At 39.7% G+C, this 14,070-nt stretch carries 15 protein-coding genes and 1 pseudogene; 3 read left to right on the top strand and 13 right to left on the bottom strand.

Translation table 11 applies throughout. The annotated features are described in order from the left end of the window. The 11 genes from DEO27_RS28195 to DEO27_RS28145 all read right to left on the bottom strand — a co-directional run bounded on the left by DEO27_RS28195 (position 1) and on the right by DEO27_RS28145 (position 7,807). Positions 1-306 carry a DUF4134 domain-containing protein gene (locus DEO27_RS28195; RefSeq protein WP_112571020.1) on the bottom strand — a complete coding sequence of 102 codons (306 nt, stop codon included), beginning with the start codon at positions 304-306 and terminating at the stop codon, positions 1-3. Between the two features lie 228 nt (positions 307-534). Next, positions 535-753: a DUF4134 domain-containing protein gene (locus DEO27_RS28190; protein ID WP_262714188.1), complete on the bottom strand. Its 219-nt coding sequence runs from the start codon at positions 751-753 to the stop codon at positions 535-537. Between the two features lie 75 nt (positions 754-828). Further along, the gene (locus DEO27_RS28185; protein WP_112571024.1) at positions 829-1,113 is read right to left on the bottom strand and encodes a hypothetical protein; all 285 of its coding nucleotides are present in this window, start codon (positions 1,111-1,113) and stop codon (positions 829-831) included. Beyond that, positions 1,110-1,526 carry a hypothetical protein gene (locus DEO27_RS28180; RefSeq protein WP_112571026.1) on the bottom strand — a complete coding sequence of 139 codons (417 nt, stop codon included), beginning with the start codon at positions 1,524-1,526 and terminating at the stop codon, positions 1,110-1,112. Before DEO27_RS28180 ends, DEO27_RS28185 begins: the two co-directional genes overlap by 4 nt. Continuing rightward, positions 1,523-1,882: a hypothetical protein gene (locus DEO27_RS28175; protein ID WP_112571028.1), complete on the bottom strand. Its 360-nt coding sequence runs from the start codon at positions 1,880-1,882 to the stop codon at positions 1,523-1,525. Before DEO27_RS28175 ends, DEO27_RS28180 begins: the two co-directional genes overlap by 4 nt. Continuing rightward, positions 1,870-2,496, bottom strand: a complete 627-nt coding sequence (locus DEO27_RS28170) for a ParA family protein (RefSeq protein ID WP_112571030.1) — start codon at positions 2,494-2,496, stop codon at positions 1,870-1,872. The genes DEO27_RS28175 and DEO27_RS28170 overlap by 13 nt, the downstream gene beginning before the upstream one ends. A 21-nt stretch (positions 2,497-2,517) precedes the next feature. Further along, positions 2,518-3,465, bottom strand: a complete 948-nt coding sequence (locus DEO27_RS28165; RefSeq protein ID WP_190295262.1) for a relaxase/mobilization nuclease domain-containing protein — start codon at positions 3,463-3,465, stop codon at positions 2,518-2,520. A gap of 421 nt (positions 3,466-3,886) precedes the next feature. Further along, positions 3,887-4,297, bottom strand: coding sequence for a plasmid mobilization protein (locus DEO27_RS28160; RefSeq protein WP_112571034.1), 411 nt, complete (start codon positions 4,295-4,297; stop codon positions 3,887-3,889). 121 nt (positions 4,298-4,418) lie between these two features. After that, positions 4,419-5,255, bottom strand: coding sequence for a DNA-methyltransferase (locus DEO27_RS28155; RefSeq protein ID WP_112571036.1), 837 nt, complete (start codon positions 5,253-5,255; stop codon positions 4,419-4,421). Between the two features lie 5 nt (positions 5,256-5,260). After that, a complete protein-coding gene (locus DEO27_RS28150) occupies positions 5,261-6,202 on the bottom strand; it encodes a CHC2 zinc finger domain-containing protein (protein ID WP_112571038.1) in 942 nt (313 codons plus the stop codon). A gap of 861 nt (positions 6,203-7,063) precedes the next feature. Beyond that, complete coding sequence (locus DEO27_RS28145; protein WP_112571040.1) at positions 7,064-7,807, bottom strand: LytR/AlgR family response regulator transcription factor; 744 nt, start codon at positions 7,805-7,807, stop codon at positions 7,064-7,066. A 463-nt stretch (positions 7,808-8,270) separates the two neighbouring features. Here DEO27_RS28145 and DEO27_RS28140 point away from each other — a divergent pair, with 463 nt between their 5' ends. After that, complete coding sequence (locus DEO27_RS28140; RefSeq protein ID WP_112571042.1) at positions 8,271-9,014, top strand: LytR/AlgR family response regulator transcription factor; 744 nt, start codon at positions 8,271-8,273, stop codon at positions 9,012-9,014. An 18-nt stretch (positions 9,015-9,032) separates the two neighbouring features. Here DEO27_RS28140 and DEO27_RS31655 read toward each other — a convergent pair whose 3' ends face one another. After that, on the bottom strand, positions 9,033-9,191 hold the full coding sequence (locus DEO27_RS31655; RefSeq protein WP_167516256.1) for a hypothetical protein: 159 nt from the start codon (positions 9,189-9,191) through the stop codon (positions 9,033-9,035). A gap of 92 nt (positions 9,192-9,283) precedes the next feature. Between DEO27_RS31655 and DEO27_RS31815 the strand changes: the two are divergent. Further along, positions 9,284-9,967 (top strand): annotated as a pseudogene (locus tag DEO27_RS31815) (histidine kinase); the annotation flags it as partial. Positions 9,968-10,331: 364 nt separating this feature from the next. On the opposite strand, the gene DEO27_RS28130 reads toward DEO27_RS31815, so the two are convergent. Next, positions 10,332-13,172, bottom strand: a complete 2,841-nt coding sequence (locus DEO27_RS28130) for a lantibiotic dehydratase (RefSeq protein ID WP_112571046.1) — start codon at positions 13,170-13,172, stop codon at positions 10,332-10,334. Between the two features lie 317 nt (positions 13,173-13,489). Between DEO27_RS28130 and DEO27_RS28125 the strand changes: the two genes are divergently transcribed. Next, positions 13,490-14,068: a GNAT family N-acetyltransferase gene (locus DEO27_RS28125; protein WP_112571048.1), complete on the top strand. Its 579-nt coding sequence runs from the start codon at positions 13,490-13,492 to the stop codon at positions 14,066-14,068. The last annotated feature ends 2 nt before the right edge of the window (positions 14,069-14,070 follow it).

Below are 14,070 nucleotides of genomic sequence, written 5' to 3'. Positions count from 1 at the left end.
TTACAAGCCGAAGAAAGCTTTGATCACCAATGCGGAAACAACGAGAAAGACACATGAACCTCCCCAGCCCATTAATTCCTTATTGATATCCTGGTCACCGCTGTTCCACTTGGAATAGACGCGGATGGCACCGACGATACCAACGATGCCGCCGATCACCAAAGTAATGTTGGTTACTGGGGCTACGTAGGTTTTTAAGGTAGAGGTTGCAGTGTTCAGACCGTTAACGCCGCTTTGGGCAAATACGGGAACCGAAAGGGCCAGCAATACGGCTGAAGCCCATAACTTTTTTGTTTTTGAAAACATTAATTTGGAGAAAAAAATAAAGGCGGAGATCTTTTAGAGCCTGCCGGGAGCAGGCCGGTTATGCTAAAAGAGCGTTCAGATCACGAACACGCCCCGATTATTTCACCCAGGATGGATAGCAGACTAATACTGCCGGTCAAATCCAAGAAGGATTTAAACTTTGAAGAAGGTACAGACAGGAATCTTTTACAGCTTCAAGGGAAAGAAGCATTAAAGAAAAACAGGCATTCAGATTCCGAACAATGCCCGTAAAAAAGGACCCGATAGGATCATAAAGAAAGATGCAAAAAACCAGGCTGCAACAGCCGAATCTATCCGATCCTTACCCATTTGCCAGTTATGGTAAACTCTAAGTCCACCGAATAGTCCAAATATGCAGGCGAGAACCATGCAGCAATCAAAGGCGGAAAAGAAGGTGGAAGACAGGTCTTGTTTAGCCTGCTGCATCTCGGTAATCCCGGGTTGGGCAAATGCTGCTGCGCTTATAAGGCAGCAACAAACAGACAGGAGATATTTCATTCATTAGAAGCTAACGGATTTGATGTATTCGACCGATTCCTCACGGGCGAGATTGAAAAGCTGTTTAAGGCTTACACCACCGGAAAAAGACACAGCCGATTCCTTACCGGAACCGGTTATTTCCTCCACCAATGATTTAATGGGATGGATGTCCTCAACAAAAGTGAGTTCATGTTTGTCACTTCCGGTTTCGCCGCGGTTTGTGCGCAGGTAATCCCAAAAAATCAGGACGGTGTAATAGCCGGCATAGACGCCGAGCAGCCATAATGCGAATTTAATCCAAGTCATAATTTTGTATTTTGTAAGTATAGTTTGATGATGTTTTTGAGTTCAGGATTGGACTCAAAAAGGTATTTTACCGCGAAAGCGACAAATTTGGTTATATCAGTACCGGTAGCCATTTTAAACTTGTTCAGCAGGTCAACCGTCTGCGCGTCAAAACGCACATGCACCATTTGCTTGTGGTCACTGTTGTCGTAGGCGTATAGTGACCTCACCACGGTATCATGAACGAGTAACTTATCCACCTTTCTCTCCGGTGGGATCAACGGTTGGATTTTCGGAACATCTACTTCAATAACCGTATCTTCAACTGCTGTTCCTGCCACTTGCTTTTGGCGTTTTTGGTCCTTAATAATAACTATAGTGTAATAGGCCGCGTAGGTACAGAACAAGCTGAGTAAAAATTTAAGCTGTGTCATAAGTAGGATTTTTGTATAAAATGTTTGATTATTGTTTTAAGCTCGGGATGTGCACTGATAAACTGCCGGACGGAATAGGCCACAAATTTGGTGGCGTCCACACCCGTCGCTATTTTAAATTGATTGAGAAAATCAACCGTCTGCTTGTCAAAACGGAAATGCACCATGGTCTTATGATCGCTGTTATCATAGTCGGTTAACAGTTTTAATATGGGTGCATCGGGTGGTTTGTCGGTTTTATATACAGCCGCCTTTTTTTTAACTGCTACAGTATCCGGCTGGTCATTGCCAGGGTTTTCGGCGGGCTTCACCATTTTTTCGCGTAGCTGGTCGGCTAATGATTTCATTTTTTCCATAAGCGGTCGGCAAATATTTCTTCAAAAACAGGGGTGATAATTCCGTAGAGGGATAAGGGCGTCTGGAAGGTGGTGATCCTTTGAAAGTCAATACGATCAGGGATCGCCATGGTGATCTTGCCGAACTTGGAAAGCTGCTCGTTTACCTCACTCATAATTTCAAACTTCACGTTGGCTTTGATTCTATTTGGAACAAAAACCACCTCCACATTCGGATTAACTTTTTTTAGAACGACCGTAAATAAAACAGTCGATTCGAAAGTGAATTCATCATAAGCAAACGGGCATACGACCAGGTCAGCTGATGTAAAAACCGGTATGAGCCCGTCATCGTCGAGCTTACCCGGCAGGTCGATTAAAATCGCATCCTTTTTATTTTTTGTCAGGACGGGTATTAAAGGAGGAAAGCTTTCGAGGTTCGCCGGCAGTACATCGTAAGGCTCTTCATTTTCCAGCACCTTTGCCTTTTCAAATTTTTGCGAAATGGATTGCTGGTAGTCCATATCGATGATAGTCACCGGCCAGTCCTTAGCCAGGCTCAGGTAGTTCGCGGATAGGACGGTGAGCGTACTTTTTCCCACGCCCCCTTTTTGGTTGCCAAATAAACAGATCATAATTTTTCATGGATTTATCCCTTACCGGGTATTTGTTCTTGCTTTCCTTTGCCTCCGGCGTTTCATGCCAAGCACCTGCTGGTCGTCTACATCATCGGCAATCATCACCGGCTGAATGTAGATTGGTTCCGTGGACTGTTCGGAATAATAGGTTATTGCGTTCTCACTTAGGTAGTCGTATAGGTCAATGATTGGCGGGTGTTGTAACAGACCAATATTGATGTCCGCATCCAAAAGCATTTTAAGGTTAAGGATTTCGCTTCCTTTGAAGACCTGCTTTGTGGAATGGTCGATGACCGAATAACCGTATGGCGCTTTACCTTCCGAAGAATGAAATATAAGGTCAAGTCCATATTGCGTTTTCATCTGCCGGACAAAATCAGTGTCTGCTCTGTGGATCATAAACAATCCTTTTAATTCTGCTATTCGTGCTTTGTCTGGTTTATAGGATTGTATTCGCTTTTGAATCTTTTCCTCATTGAGGTAATCCCGGCCAAGAAAGCGTAGGTTTTCCAGTATCAGATAGAACTGTGCTTTAGTACTAAACCGGTATTGCATAGCAAAGTCATAGCCTAACACTTTGTTCATATTTCGGACTGCCCGCACCTGTTCGTAATCGCGGTCAATCTGCTTTCCGTCCTTTCCTACACGGGAACTCACAATATGTACGTGGTTATTATCTGTGTCTTTATGAAAGACAATGAGATAAGGTTGCTCGCCGTACTTCATTTCTTTCATCCACATCACTGCGGCTTTTGTCAATTCCTGTTTGCTATAACTGCGGCCGGTAGCCGAAACGACGGCATGGAATTGTGTGTTTGTAATGCCTTTGTTCTGTGCTGAAATCATTAACAGATAGTTTACCAGATCCTGTGGCCGGGGATTGTTGAGTGCCTGGATAGCACCGAAGTTGGCAATCAGCATCAGTTCGCCTGTATTCCGGTCAACTTTGTTCGTATTGTACTTCACACCGGCAAATGTTCGGGAAGGCTTTTCAAGAATGTGAGCGATCATTGATTAATCAGCGTTAGGAAAACCTATCTATCGATCTGTTTATTTTTAAATGAACCGATCTCGATAGCTACCAATCAGGCAATCTTAGTAGCTGGCAATCAACTTAGCAACCGATCTCACGAGCTGGTAATCTTACGATCTCCTGATCTGCGAATCTTAAAATCAGCCAATCAGCTTATCTCAATAGCTAATAAGCTACCGATCAGGGAATCAGCATAACTTGCGATCTGCCGAACTAACAAGCAGGCTATCTTACGAGTTCCGAATCTTCTAATCTATCGATCTTGTGATCTGTCGACTTGCTTATCCGTATAGCTTGTTTTAATATACGATAACACATACCGGATTAATTTGCGATTACAAGGGTAGCACGAATTCAAATGCCCATTGCCCTGATGATTTTACGAAGGGACACCTCAAATTGCTGTTGAACATGGATGTATTCATCAAACAAAAAGTTGAATTGCGTAATAACCTCCGGGTTTAATGCACTTTTTAATCTTAGCGTATTGGCATGTTTGGCTAATTGATTGATATTATTTCCAATTCTTCCCATTTCAGCGCCGGCGCTGTCAATGTATCTAATTAACTCCCGGGAATTGATTACGACTTTTTTCGCATCGGATAGCATGCGCATTCTGATCAGATCTGTTTTAGAAATACCCAGCTCTTTTTCGAGGTCGGCAATTTCCCGATATTCCACTTCAGTAAACCTGACGTTGATAAACTTGGTTCGTTTGCCCTCCGCTAATTTTGGTCTCCCGATTAACTTCTTTAGGTCAGCCATAGAAAAAACGAGTTGCGAAGTTTTTTATCTCCCCCCTGGAAGGGCAAGAGACTTTTTGTGAAACAAAAAGACATCTTGCCGTTGCAAAAGCAACGGAAATCCTGATTATCAATTTGGAGTTTCACCCATTAAATAAGAAGTTGGGCGGCGGCTCTGCCGCTATCCGCTCCCTAGCTATTTTAACAAAATCTATGGGTTTAACCTTTTGATGATAGGCCCCGTTATTTTTCTCGATGCCGATAAAATTCCGGGCTTCCCGGATAGCGGCAATCAAAAAAGAATCGCAACCGCAGGCGTTATCCAGTACCACCGCTCCAGGTGTGGTGAACGTCCGAATAAGGTAGCGGCCAAGGTCAACCGGCTTTTGTGTCGGATGATAAGGCCTCGTTTCTTCATGCTCACAGGTTTTACAATAAAACCAATCGTCGGGTTCTTCCTCATCAAAAAACAAAATATCAAAAGGATATCTGTCCCCGCTGGTGCTTAAAATAGGCGAAGGTTTGTACTCCCCATAGCACCCTGTGGTTGTCTTTCTCCGCCACCCTCTATTATAAGGTTTGCCGGGTATCATTTGAGGTTGATAAAGTGGCTGCTTATTATAAAAAATGCAGATATCCTCATGCCGCCGGAGCGGTTGTTTTTTGGCGTTTAAAAAATTGGTGGACTTTGATTTGATCCAAACGATCTTATATTTAAACCAAGCTGGATTGCTTAGGATAACTGCGCCGGTAAAAATGCCAGCGGCAGTTAGTGCAATAACGCCGTTGGGTTTAATGATTCGCTTATATTGTAACCAAAGCAAGGTGAAATCAATCGGGATATCCCAAGGATTTAATGTGGTTCCGTAAGGTAGATCACACAAAACCAAATCAATAGAACGATCTGGAAACATATGCATTATTTCCAGGCAATCACCTTCGATTACTGTATTTAAATAATGCGATAGTGGAATATCCATGACGCCTACCTTGCAAAAGGTACCCGTACGTTGGAGAAGAAATTATTCTTTTTTCCATCCTCCGCAACTGGTAGTTTCAGTTGCGCTTTAATTTTGTCGTTATAATCGTTAAAACCGTCGTATGCGGATGAACGGTCCGTAGCATAGGGTAATGCTTTTATGAAATCTCTACTGGCCAATTTGCCCGCCTTATCACGGTCAAAGTAGATGTCAAGACAGGAAAAGGCCTTTGCTTTGGCAATGCCTTGTTGTAATAAGGTCAGCGTGTTTAAAACGATAATGCTATGGTCCGCCTCGGGATTGTCAAAACGCCAACTCAAAAAGTCAAGAAAGCCTTCAAATAAGGCCGCCTTTTTAGGGTGGCCGGGTATAAAGGTAATTCCTTTGTGTCCCATACAGCCTTTGAAATACCGGTTGCGGACCTCCCATGAATTATTTTCATTGAGCCAGCCTGCCGCGAAATAATGTTTACGAACATCATTCTCATCTTCTAAAAAATAATAGACCTCGCTGAGGTAAAATTTTGCAACTTCGAAAACGCCACGACTTTTTAGATAATCCGTGATAGCCGGGTGTGCACCCAAGGGCCTAACCTTTTCCACTACATGATTGACCTTGACAGGTTTTCGAGGTCGCAAAATCCTTGGTTCAGTTGGTTCAATAGAACATACGTCCTGTATCTTTTTAACGACTTCGTTAAATCCTAAATTTTTCCAATAGGCCAAACCAAAATCAATAATGTTTCCGCCTTTTCCGGCTCCATGGTCAAACCATACGCCAAGATCATCATTCACACTAAAGGACGGATTGCTATCATTGTCCCGCAGCATACTAATGTACATTTTTTCACGACCACGCTTAGGGACGGGCTGATACCCCAAACGACTTAACAGGTCTACCAGAGAGGCTTGTTCCTTCAGCTCCCTGGCGGTTAATAACTTTGACATAAATAATGGATTTGAGTTAAACGGAAAGCCGGTTACCGGCAAAAAATAAAAAGACACCTGTTCAAAGAAAATGAGGTGTCGTACTAACGATTAGCGTAGTGTACCGGCAGCGGGTATTGGTCCCGAGAAATTCGCTTCTGCCGGTATATATATTTCGGGACTACTCACGTCAGATCCTACGATCCGGGCTGCCAGCCTGCCTTCGCGTTTTCAGATTGTTGCGGCTTTACGCTCACCTTCGCGAAATTTCCGGCTCCCCGCCGGATAATGCTTTATCCCCTCATGTCAAATAACGCTCGCTTGATCACCAGTCGAAACCGGTTGATCGATTACCGTTGTGGTAATCATGTAGGCAAAGCAAGCGGATATGGATATGCGTAACCAGTGAAAGGGGGTGAAACAAAGCTTTCACCCCTGTGCAGAAAAGAGCTGTTTTTCGGAGAGTAGAATAATTAAAATATTAATAAAGAGCTAGTTGTTTAATTCTTAAGTACCCATAAATTCAGCTAAAGTAATTTCGAGGCTCTTGCAAAATGCTGAGTAAGTACTTATGGAGGGGGCGGTTTAGCCCAACGGAGCGTATGAAAGCTGCGGTAGTTGATATCAGACAATTCAGCCAGTGTTACCATGGCAACGCTTCTATTGGCGTTTAAAATGGTTCTTAAACAGTTTTATACTTGTAAAGTAAACTGAATATTGGTACGGAAGAACGGCTGTTTTATAAAAATCGGGATAACAATTCATTTAATAGTACCTGAACCAGCTATATCATTAAGACAGCTATTAGAAAAAAATCAGTTTTCTAATAGTCGTAACCTGAGAGCTAACCGGCTTGTAATTGTTAATTACCTGAATTTGAATTTACCGCTTCCTTGAGGTTTTAAGCAGCTTGCCGGACAAGTAGGATGTAAAATTTTCGCGATAACTTTCGCCAACGGTGAATGATAAATTATTGTTCATTTTGACAATGTTGCCTTCTATGTAATTTATGCAATCGGTCGAAATAACAAAGGCCCTGTGAAACTGCTTGAATTCATCACGTGATCCCAAGAGTTCCAAAATATCTTTAATCGTTAAATAAACGGTTAAGACCTTATTATTTGCCAAGTGTATCTTCAAATAATTTTGTGAACTTTCAAAAGCGATAACTTCTTTGTAGCCAACCTTTACGATCCGCAAGTCTTCCTCTTTATTTTTTACCATAAAATAATCATCGCCGTGGCTTATTTCTGGGATCTTGGCAACCGTTTCATTCGGAAACAACCGATTGATTGTCATTGAAAACTTCCCAAAACTAAAGGGTTTTAATAGATAGGCATCGCCTTCCACTTCATATGCATCAAATGCATATTTAGAGTGAGACGTTGTAAATATTAGTTTTTGTGTTTTAGGCCTTAAAGCTTTTGCTAATTCGATTCCGGACAAAAAAGGCATATCTATGTCCATAAAAATCAAATCGATATTATTCTCCAGGGTAACATTTTCTAAAGCTTTAAGTGGGTTATTGTAAATTGCCACAACATAAAGTTTTGGGAGAAGTTCGATGTATTTTAGAATTGCATCAACAGAAAATTGTTCGTCATCAATAATAATACAATTCAACATAGGTTCTTAATATTATGCCGATCAAAAATTTGTCCATAAGAGCAGTGTAAATAGAACTTACTTAATACAAAATAACTAATCTTTTGCAAAGTGTAATAATTTTATCGTCGAATATACAATTCAATCTTTTTTAACTCATTCATTATGAGCAATGTCGATAATTTCGGCCTGATCGACATGCCTCAAAACAACTATTTCACTAATTTAATCGTAAAAAGGAGAAAGCTCACTTTAATTACCCAAAAGGGGATGTTTTCTACATAGAAGGGTTCGTTTTCTTTACTGTAAGATTGACGCGATAAGCGGAGGTGCTAAAATAGATAGCTATCGTTGTAGAAGTGCCCGATATAAGATCCTAATTAATTAATGCCTTTTGCCATCGTTATCGTTTGGAAAACACATATTACAAGAATAACGTGTTAATGTGAACGAATAACGATTAAACGTAATTAGTTGCTATTATATGGACATAAACAAATGCATTATCATAGATGATGAGCCCTATGCAATTGAGGGACTGAGAACTTACATCAGTTCGATTCCAAATTTGAGTGTAGTCAAGTCTTATACTGATCCGGTTCAGGCCTTAATTGACCTGGTTACGGCCGATATGGTTGATCTGATACTTTTGGATATTGACATGCCTAAAATTACAGGGATAGAGTTATCCAAGGAGATCCGGCAGAAAACCCGTAAGCTGGTGTTTACAACCTCTTATACCCAATATGGTTATGAAGCATTTGAAGTGGAGGCTGATGCATACTTGTTGAAACCTTATACGCTATCCAAATTTGCCGCTACCATTACTAAACTCTTTCCAAAAGACGAGAAGTCCCAAACAGATATAAAGGCACCTGATGATTATTTTTTTGTAAAGAACAAGGACGACAATTTAAAGATTGTAAAAATCAGGTATGACGAGGTTGTTGCTGTGGAAAGCAAACAAAACTATGTGCTGATCCATACGCTAACCAAAAAAGTACTCACCTATATGTCGTTGACCGAAATTTCCAAAATATTCAGGCAATTCCCAAACTTTGAGCAATTCCAGCGAAGCTATATTATTGGAAAGGATCATATTGACTCTATTGATGGCAATACTATTAAAATGGTCAATGGCCTTAGCATTACTATTGGAGAATATTATAAAAAGGATTTTACAACATTTATGTCGGAAAAATTGATAAAGGCAAAGCGTAAGGATTAACGCCTTGCCTTTAAAGGATTAATTTGAATTGCCGGCACCGAAGATGCCAGTTTTTGTCATTGTGATCATGCTCGTTGTTGGATCAGTACCCTCTGTTTCTGTAATGTTTTTTAAAGATTTAGAGGATTTGTACACCAAAAGTGTGGTGTCGATAATTTTAAATTGTTTGCGTTTCATAAGCTTTTTTTATGAAACTTATCGTGAATTTAATCGGCATTGAAAATGGTTATCTGGAATAGGTAAAATTCTATTCAGAAAGGAGGTTTATCATGAAAGGAATCTTTACAAGTTGGCTTAAAAAATACAGGCTCCATATATTAATATGGATCGTATTTATTCTATATGAATCGCTTACAATCGGTTGGCTTCTGGGCGTATTTGGAAATCCAATAACATATGTTGCGCATTATGTTATTATAATTTTCCTTTTTTATTTACATGCCAACTGGTCTTTACCCTGGGCATTGAAAACCAGCAAAACTATAATGTGGAAACTACCACTTGTCCTATTGCTGGAAATACTGGTTTTTATTTTAATATCTTTTTTTGTGGATAAATTGCTAATCAATATCCACGTTCTTATTAATAAAGGCTCTCTAGTGTTAAACTTTCAGTATAGCTTAAAAACTTTTTTTAGAGATCTTTATTTTATTGGCTTTGCAACAGGCTACTTTTTTCTGATTACTTACAATAAAGAAAAAAGAAAGACAAATGAGCTTGAAAAACAGCGACTAAATGACATCATTTATCGGCAAAAATCCGAGCAGGAATTGACTAAAGCCCAAAATGCTTTCCTAAAAGCACAAATTAATCCCCATTTTTTATTTAACACGTTGGATTTTATTTATCACAATATTGTATCCCTTTCCCCAACTGCCGCTGATACGGTTATAACGCTGGCTGAAATGATGCGTTACGCAATAGATTCTGACAAAATGGGTGACTTTATTCCTTTAGGAGATGAGATAGACCAGGTAGAAAATCTTTTGTATTTGAATCAAATCAGAAAGAATCACGGGCTAGGTTTTCAATTACAGTATGAAGAAGATGTCCGGCAAATACATTTAATTCCTTTAGTACTGCTGACAATGGTAGAAAACATTTTTAAGCACGGTAACTTAACAGAGCACGGACACGATGCATTGGTCCGTATTTATTTGAAAGACGGGGCACTTTTTATCGAAACCGACAATTTAATAGACAACAAAAAAAAGGTTGCTGGAAACCATATGGGCTTAAGCAACATACAACATAGATTAAAATACGCCTATGGCGATGATGTAACATTTTACTATCATACGGATGATACCAATCATTTTAAAGTTCAGTTGGGTATCCCCTTTTCACAATTGAAAGGGCCTGGTGAGTCTTTAGGTTTTTCACCAGGTAATGATATAATATTGCCTCATGACTCCGCTGGTCAGACAAAAATAATCGGTTGACGTGCATATGTAATAAATCCCCTAGCATACTAGCTCGATCAATGTTGTTATCACAACGATTCATGATTTTAAGAAATTGCTTTTCGCAACAACGAACCAACCTACCACTAACTGGGGGCACTTGCCTGGCCTCTTTGTGCTTCTCGAATGACTGATTTATTTTTTTAAAAGTTTCCGGATTCATATTCAATTCTTCGCTAAAGCTATTTGCCATTTTAGTGGCAAAGGCTATTTGGGCAGCTAGATCTTGATAACAGAGTTCTAAAAATCGTTTCATTAACCTTAAAGTATCAGCATATAGATACGCGGTAGTGTATTTTTTTTTCAGCAAAGACAATATCAATTTGCTATTGGTGCAGAAAAAACTTTCAACAAAGTCAATTCTCGTAGCGCCATATCGATGCACCTCCCGGAAATAAGTCTTTATTTGAATTTCGGAAATTAATCCACTTAAACAATCTTCTTCCATTAATGAATTTAAGCGACTAATGGTAAGGTAACCTTGAGATATATCCTTTAATTGCAGGCGTAACCGAAGGTGTGGTTTAGGGTCTTCATACCGGATAAAAAACCATTTTTTTATGTTTTTTTCACCTTCTTTCAAAAAAGCAGCAATTTGGTTAGTCAGCACAGCGTTACTTTTGGAAGGAAGACAATATATTTCAAAATACAGCCAATCACCTCCTGGCAAAGAGATACTTTTTAAGGGCCGATTATGTTCCGTGAAATTTGTTAAATATTGACTTCCAGAATAGATATTACCTTCATGTCCATAATGTACAATATATTCGGCTACATATGGTTTACCCTTGTCATCTGTAATGTCTAATTCGTTTGTTATTAACGCTTCGGAAATGTATATAGCCTTTTGTTGGTTCTGGCGGCAAAAATGAAGGAAAGCAATTTTATCTGCTTCTATAGCAGGGTCAAAGCATAAAGTTTGATCTGCAAAGCCTGCCTTAAGACGAAAATTGATCTGGCTTACTTTAAGCCAGTAATTCAAAGCGGCCTGCGCTTTTAATTGGTGACCTGCTTCTAAATTTTGTAAGATGTCCTTTGGCAACAGCCACATGGCTGGTGAAATAATTATACTCTTATATACTACTCGCGGATAGCGTTGGAGGTTAGGGAAAAATTGCTGGATTTTAAAACTCAGGTCAGACTTTATGCCCTGATGTTGGAGATCACACAAAAATCGGTAAACAGCCAAATCTGAACGGGTATAGTTGTATGCTGATGGAATACGCGGGACCAGTCGTTTTCCAAGTTTCTTTGACCAAAGAATTACCTCGGAATTGCTAATCCCAACAAGAATATCGTCAAAACTTATCGGCGACGGATTACATGACCAGGTCAGTATGGGCAACTCGTTGTCATAAAGTTGTTTTCGCCGGTTTACATTGTCGACTTGCCTTTCAGCTTGGTAGGCAATGTCGAAAAAAATTATATCAGGGTTTGCCTTTTTTTCTATGGATGCGATTTGCTTGCCCAGTTTTTCAAGTTCCGGGCTTGCAATAGTAAAACGGCCAATTAATGCATTTGCTGTACAGCCGCCCATATTTTCTACAACAGGTTGATCGCCAAAAAAGCGATACATGACGCTAAAGGTATTTGGTAGAGGTTTCGAGACTTGAGTTGAGGGCCCGTCGAACTCCTCCAGCCGGATATCGCCGCCCTTTATTAACGAGTCCAATAGAAAATGATATAATTTGGAATTAGGAATTTGTAAAGACCGTTCGTTTTGTCGTGTAGTTTCTAAGATATCAATCAGCACCTGATCTTTCAACTGATCGCCCAGGTTGCCATAGCCAATCCCGATTTCGGGGTCCATTACAATATTGAGTGGAACAACAGTTTTTTCAAACTTTTTAAGAAATGCGTTACGAAAGGTAGTCAATGAGCTATTACCAGCATCGGATAAATTCAATTGTAAAAATCTTATCAAACCTGGAAATTCCTTGACCTTTCTTTCGCTGAAACCGCCTGTGATAAATCTGCGCTCTGAAATAGTGTACATACTGGTTAATGCAGACTTTTCAAAATTTAACCTTTCAAAATAATCTTCACCGGTTACATTTGGAAACAACTCAGTTAAAAGGAGCTGAAGGTTTAAAAGTTGTTCGAGCAGTCCGTCAATAGATTTTATATGCAGATCGAAATTAGACTGTACGTGATCGTAAATTTCCTGTTTAGTAGTTTTTTCTTTACACAGGGTTATAATAGCACTAAGTTCCGGAAACCCTATTACTGAAGCCATTTCAAAACATCCATGTTTGATACGAATAAAGCGAATTTCATCCCCAACCGTATAAACCGAAGAATTGGTGTGAAACCATACCGAGTCATGGACGACTTTGGTAACATCGTTTGTATATGAATCCTTTTGCTGCCAGTCTACAAAGTGTTTGCTTAACAAATCTCCATCCAAGACTAAGGGTGATGTGTCGGTTGAAAACGGAAGGATAGTAAACGCGGCTAAGCCCCCAAAAGGCGTTGCCCTATATTTAGCCCTGTTAAAATACTTCCATACGGAAAAGCTTATTTTTTTGTCGCCTGTTTCTAATTCGTGAAATTCTAAATTTTCAATGATCTTATAAAACGAAGGTGATGCCTGGCTAATAAGTATTTTCAAATTCTGCCATCTTTCCTTCAGGTCATCTGTTACACTGAACACAGGCGTTCGGCAAAGGGGCATATCTAATACTTTCAACTTCATGGTACATTCTTATCAAATAGTAGCGGTAGTTCGCTTTGAACCTGATGCGTTTTATTTCTTCAAAAGAATGATTGTTAGCTGCTCTTACTGACCATTTTCTATACAATAGGGCTTTTTCGGGACAGACAGCTAAATATTCGGGAGATACTGACCTTACCAATTGGTAAACGATAATTAAACAATAGTTAATTTTATCCGGTTTTATTCACCTCGACTTATCGCATTGTTGAAAAATATTCGTAGCAAGTTATTTTATACAGGTACAGATAAATTGAGATGTGAAGTAGAATGCTGCTATTTACTTTATTTATCTAACTATGATCAAGGCTGAAGTTGTTGACAAAACAACGGTGATAAAGGTGTTAATTAGTTCATTTGAAGATAACCAGAGTGTAAATTTCATCATCAGAAAGGATGAGAAAAGAGCGCGACGTATACAAGCATTAATGGATTACTCTTATGAGATATGTTCGTTATTTGGCGAAGTATGGTTATCTGATGATAAAAATGCCTGTGCATTAATATTGTATCCGCAACAAAAACGTACCACGCTAAAGTCAATATGGCTTGATATAAGGCTGATTGTTCAAGCCGTAGGCCTGAGCGGGATAAGCAAAGCATTAAAGCGTGAGGAAAAAATCAAAAAATTGCAACCCAGAGAAAATATAGCCTATCTATGGTTTATTGGTGTTGATCCGGAATTTCAGCACAAAGGCATCGGCAGCAAATTAATGAAAGAGATCATTGCTGAATCAAACCGAAAACATCTACCGGTATATCTGGAAACTTCCACTTTAAGGAACATACCCTGGTATGAAGTACTTGGTTTTCACACCTATAATCAATTGGAATTGGGGTATACCCTATTCTTTTTGAAACGGGAGCCAGATAAGTAATA

This window comes from Mucilaginibacter rubeus (assembly GCF_003286415.2).
GTDB lineage: Bacteria > Bacteroidota > Bacteroidia > Sphingobacteriales > Sphingobacteriaceae > Mucilaginibacter > Mucilaginibacter rubeus_A.
Note: the sequence above shows the minus strand (reverse complement) of the source record. Positions and strands in the feature narration are given on the sequence as shown.

Excerpts from the sequence above, each read along its gene's own strand:
- DEO27_RS28155 (WP_112571036.1), bottom strand. The coding sequence starts at position 5,255 with ATGGATATTCCACTATCGCATTATTTAAATACAGTAATCGAAGGTGAT.
- DEO27_RS28195 (WP_112571020.1), bottom strand. The coding sequence starts at position 306 with ATGTTTTCAAAAACAAAAAAGTTATGGGCTTCAGCCGTATTGCTGGCC.
- DEO27_RS28190 (WP_262714188.1), bottom strand. The coding sequence starts at position 753 with ATGCAGCAGGCTAAACAAGACCTGTCTTCCACCTTCTTTTCCGCCTTT.
- DEO27_RS28175 (WP_112571028.1), bottom strand. The coding sequence starts at position 1,882 with ATGGAAAAAATGAAATCATTAGCCGACCAGCTACGCGAAAAAATGGTG.
- DEO27_RS28145 (WP_112571040.1), bottom strand. The coding sequence starts at position 7,807 with ATGTTGAATTGTATTATTATTGATGACGAACAATTTTCTGTTGATGCA.
- DEO27_RS28130 (WP_112571046.1), bottom strand. The coding sequence starts at position 13,172 with ATGAAGTTGAAAGTATTAGATATGCCCCTTTGCCGAACGCCTGTGTTC.
- DEO27_RS28125 (WP_112571048.1), top strand. The coding sequence starts at position 13,490 with ATGATCAAGGCTGAAGTTGTTGACAAAACAACGGTGATAAAGGTGTTA.
- DEO27_RS28160 (WP_112571034.1), bottom strand. The coding sequence starts at position 4,297 with ATGGCTGACCTAAAGAAGTTAATCGGGAGACCAAAATTAGCGGAGGGC.
- DEO27_RS28185 (WP_112571024.1), bottom strand. The coding sequence starts at position 1,113 with ATGACTTGGATTAAATTCGCATTATGGCTGCTCGGCGTCTATGCCGGC.
- DEO27_RS28150 (WP_112571038.1), bottom strand. The coding sequence starts at position 6,202 with ATGTCAAAGTTATTAACCGCCAGGGAGCTGAAGGAACAAGCCTCTCTG.
- DEO27_RS28140 (WP_112571042.1), top strand. The coding sequence starts at position 8,271 with ATGGACATAAACAAATGCATTATCATAGATGATGAGCCCTATGCAATT.
- DEO27_RS31655 (WP_167516256.1), bottom strand. The coding sequence starts at position 9,191 with ATGAAACGCAAACAATTTAAAATTATCGACACCACACTTTTGGTGTAC.
- DEO27_RS28180 (WP_112571026.1), bottom strand. The coding sequence starts at position 1,526 with ATGACACAGCTTAAATTTTTACTCAGCTTGTTCTGTACCTACGCGGCC.
- DEO27_RS28170 (WP_112571030.1), bottom strand. The coding sequence starts at position 2,496 with ATGATCTGTTTATTTGGCAACCAAAAAGGGGGCGTGGGAAAAAGTACG.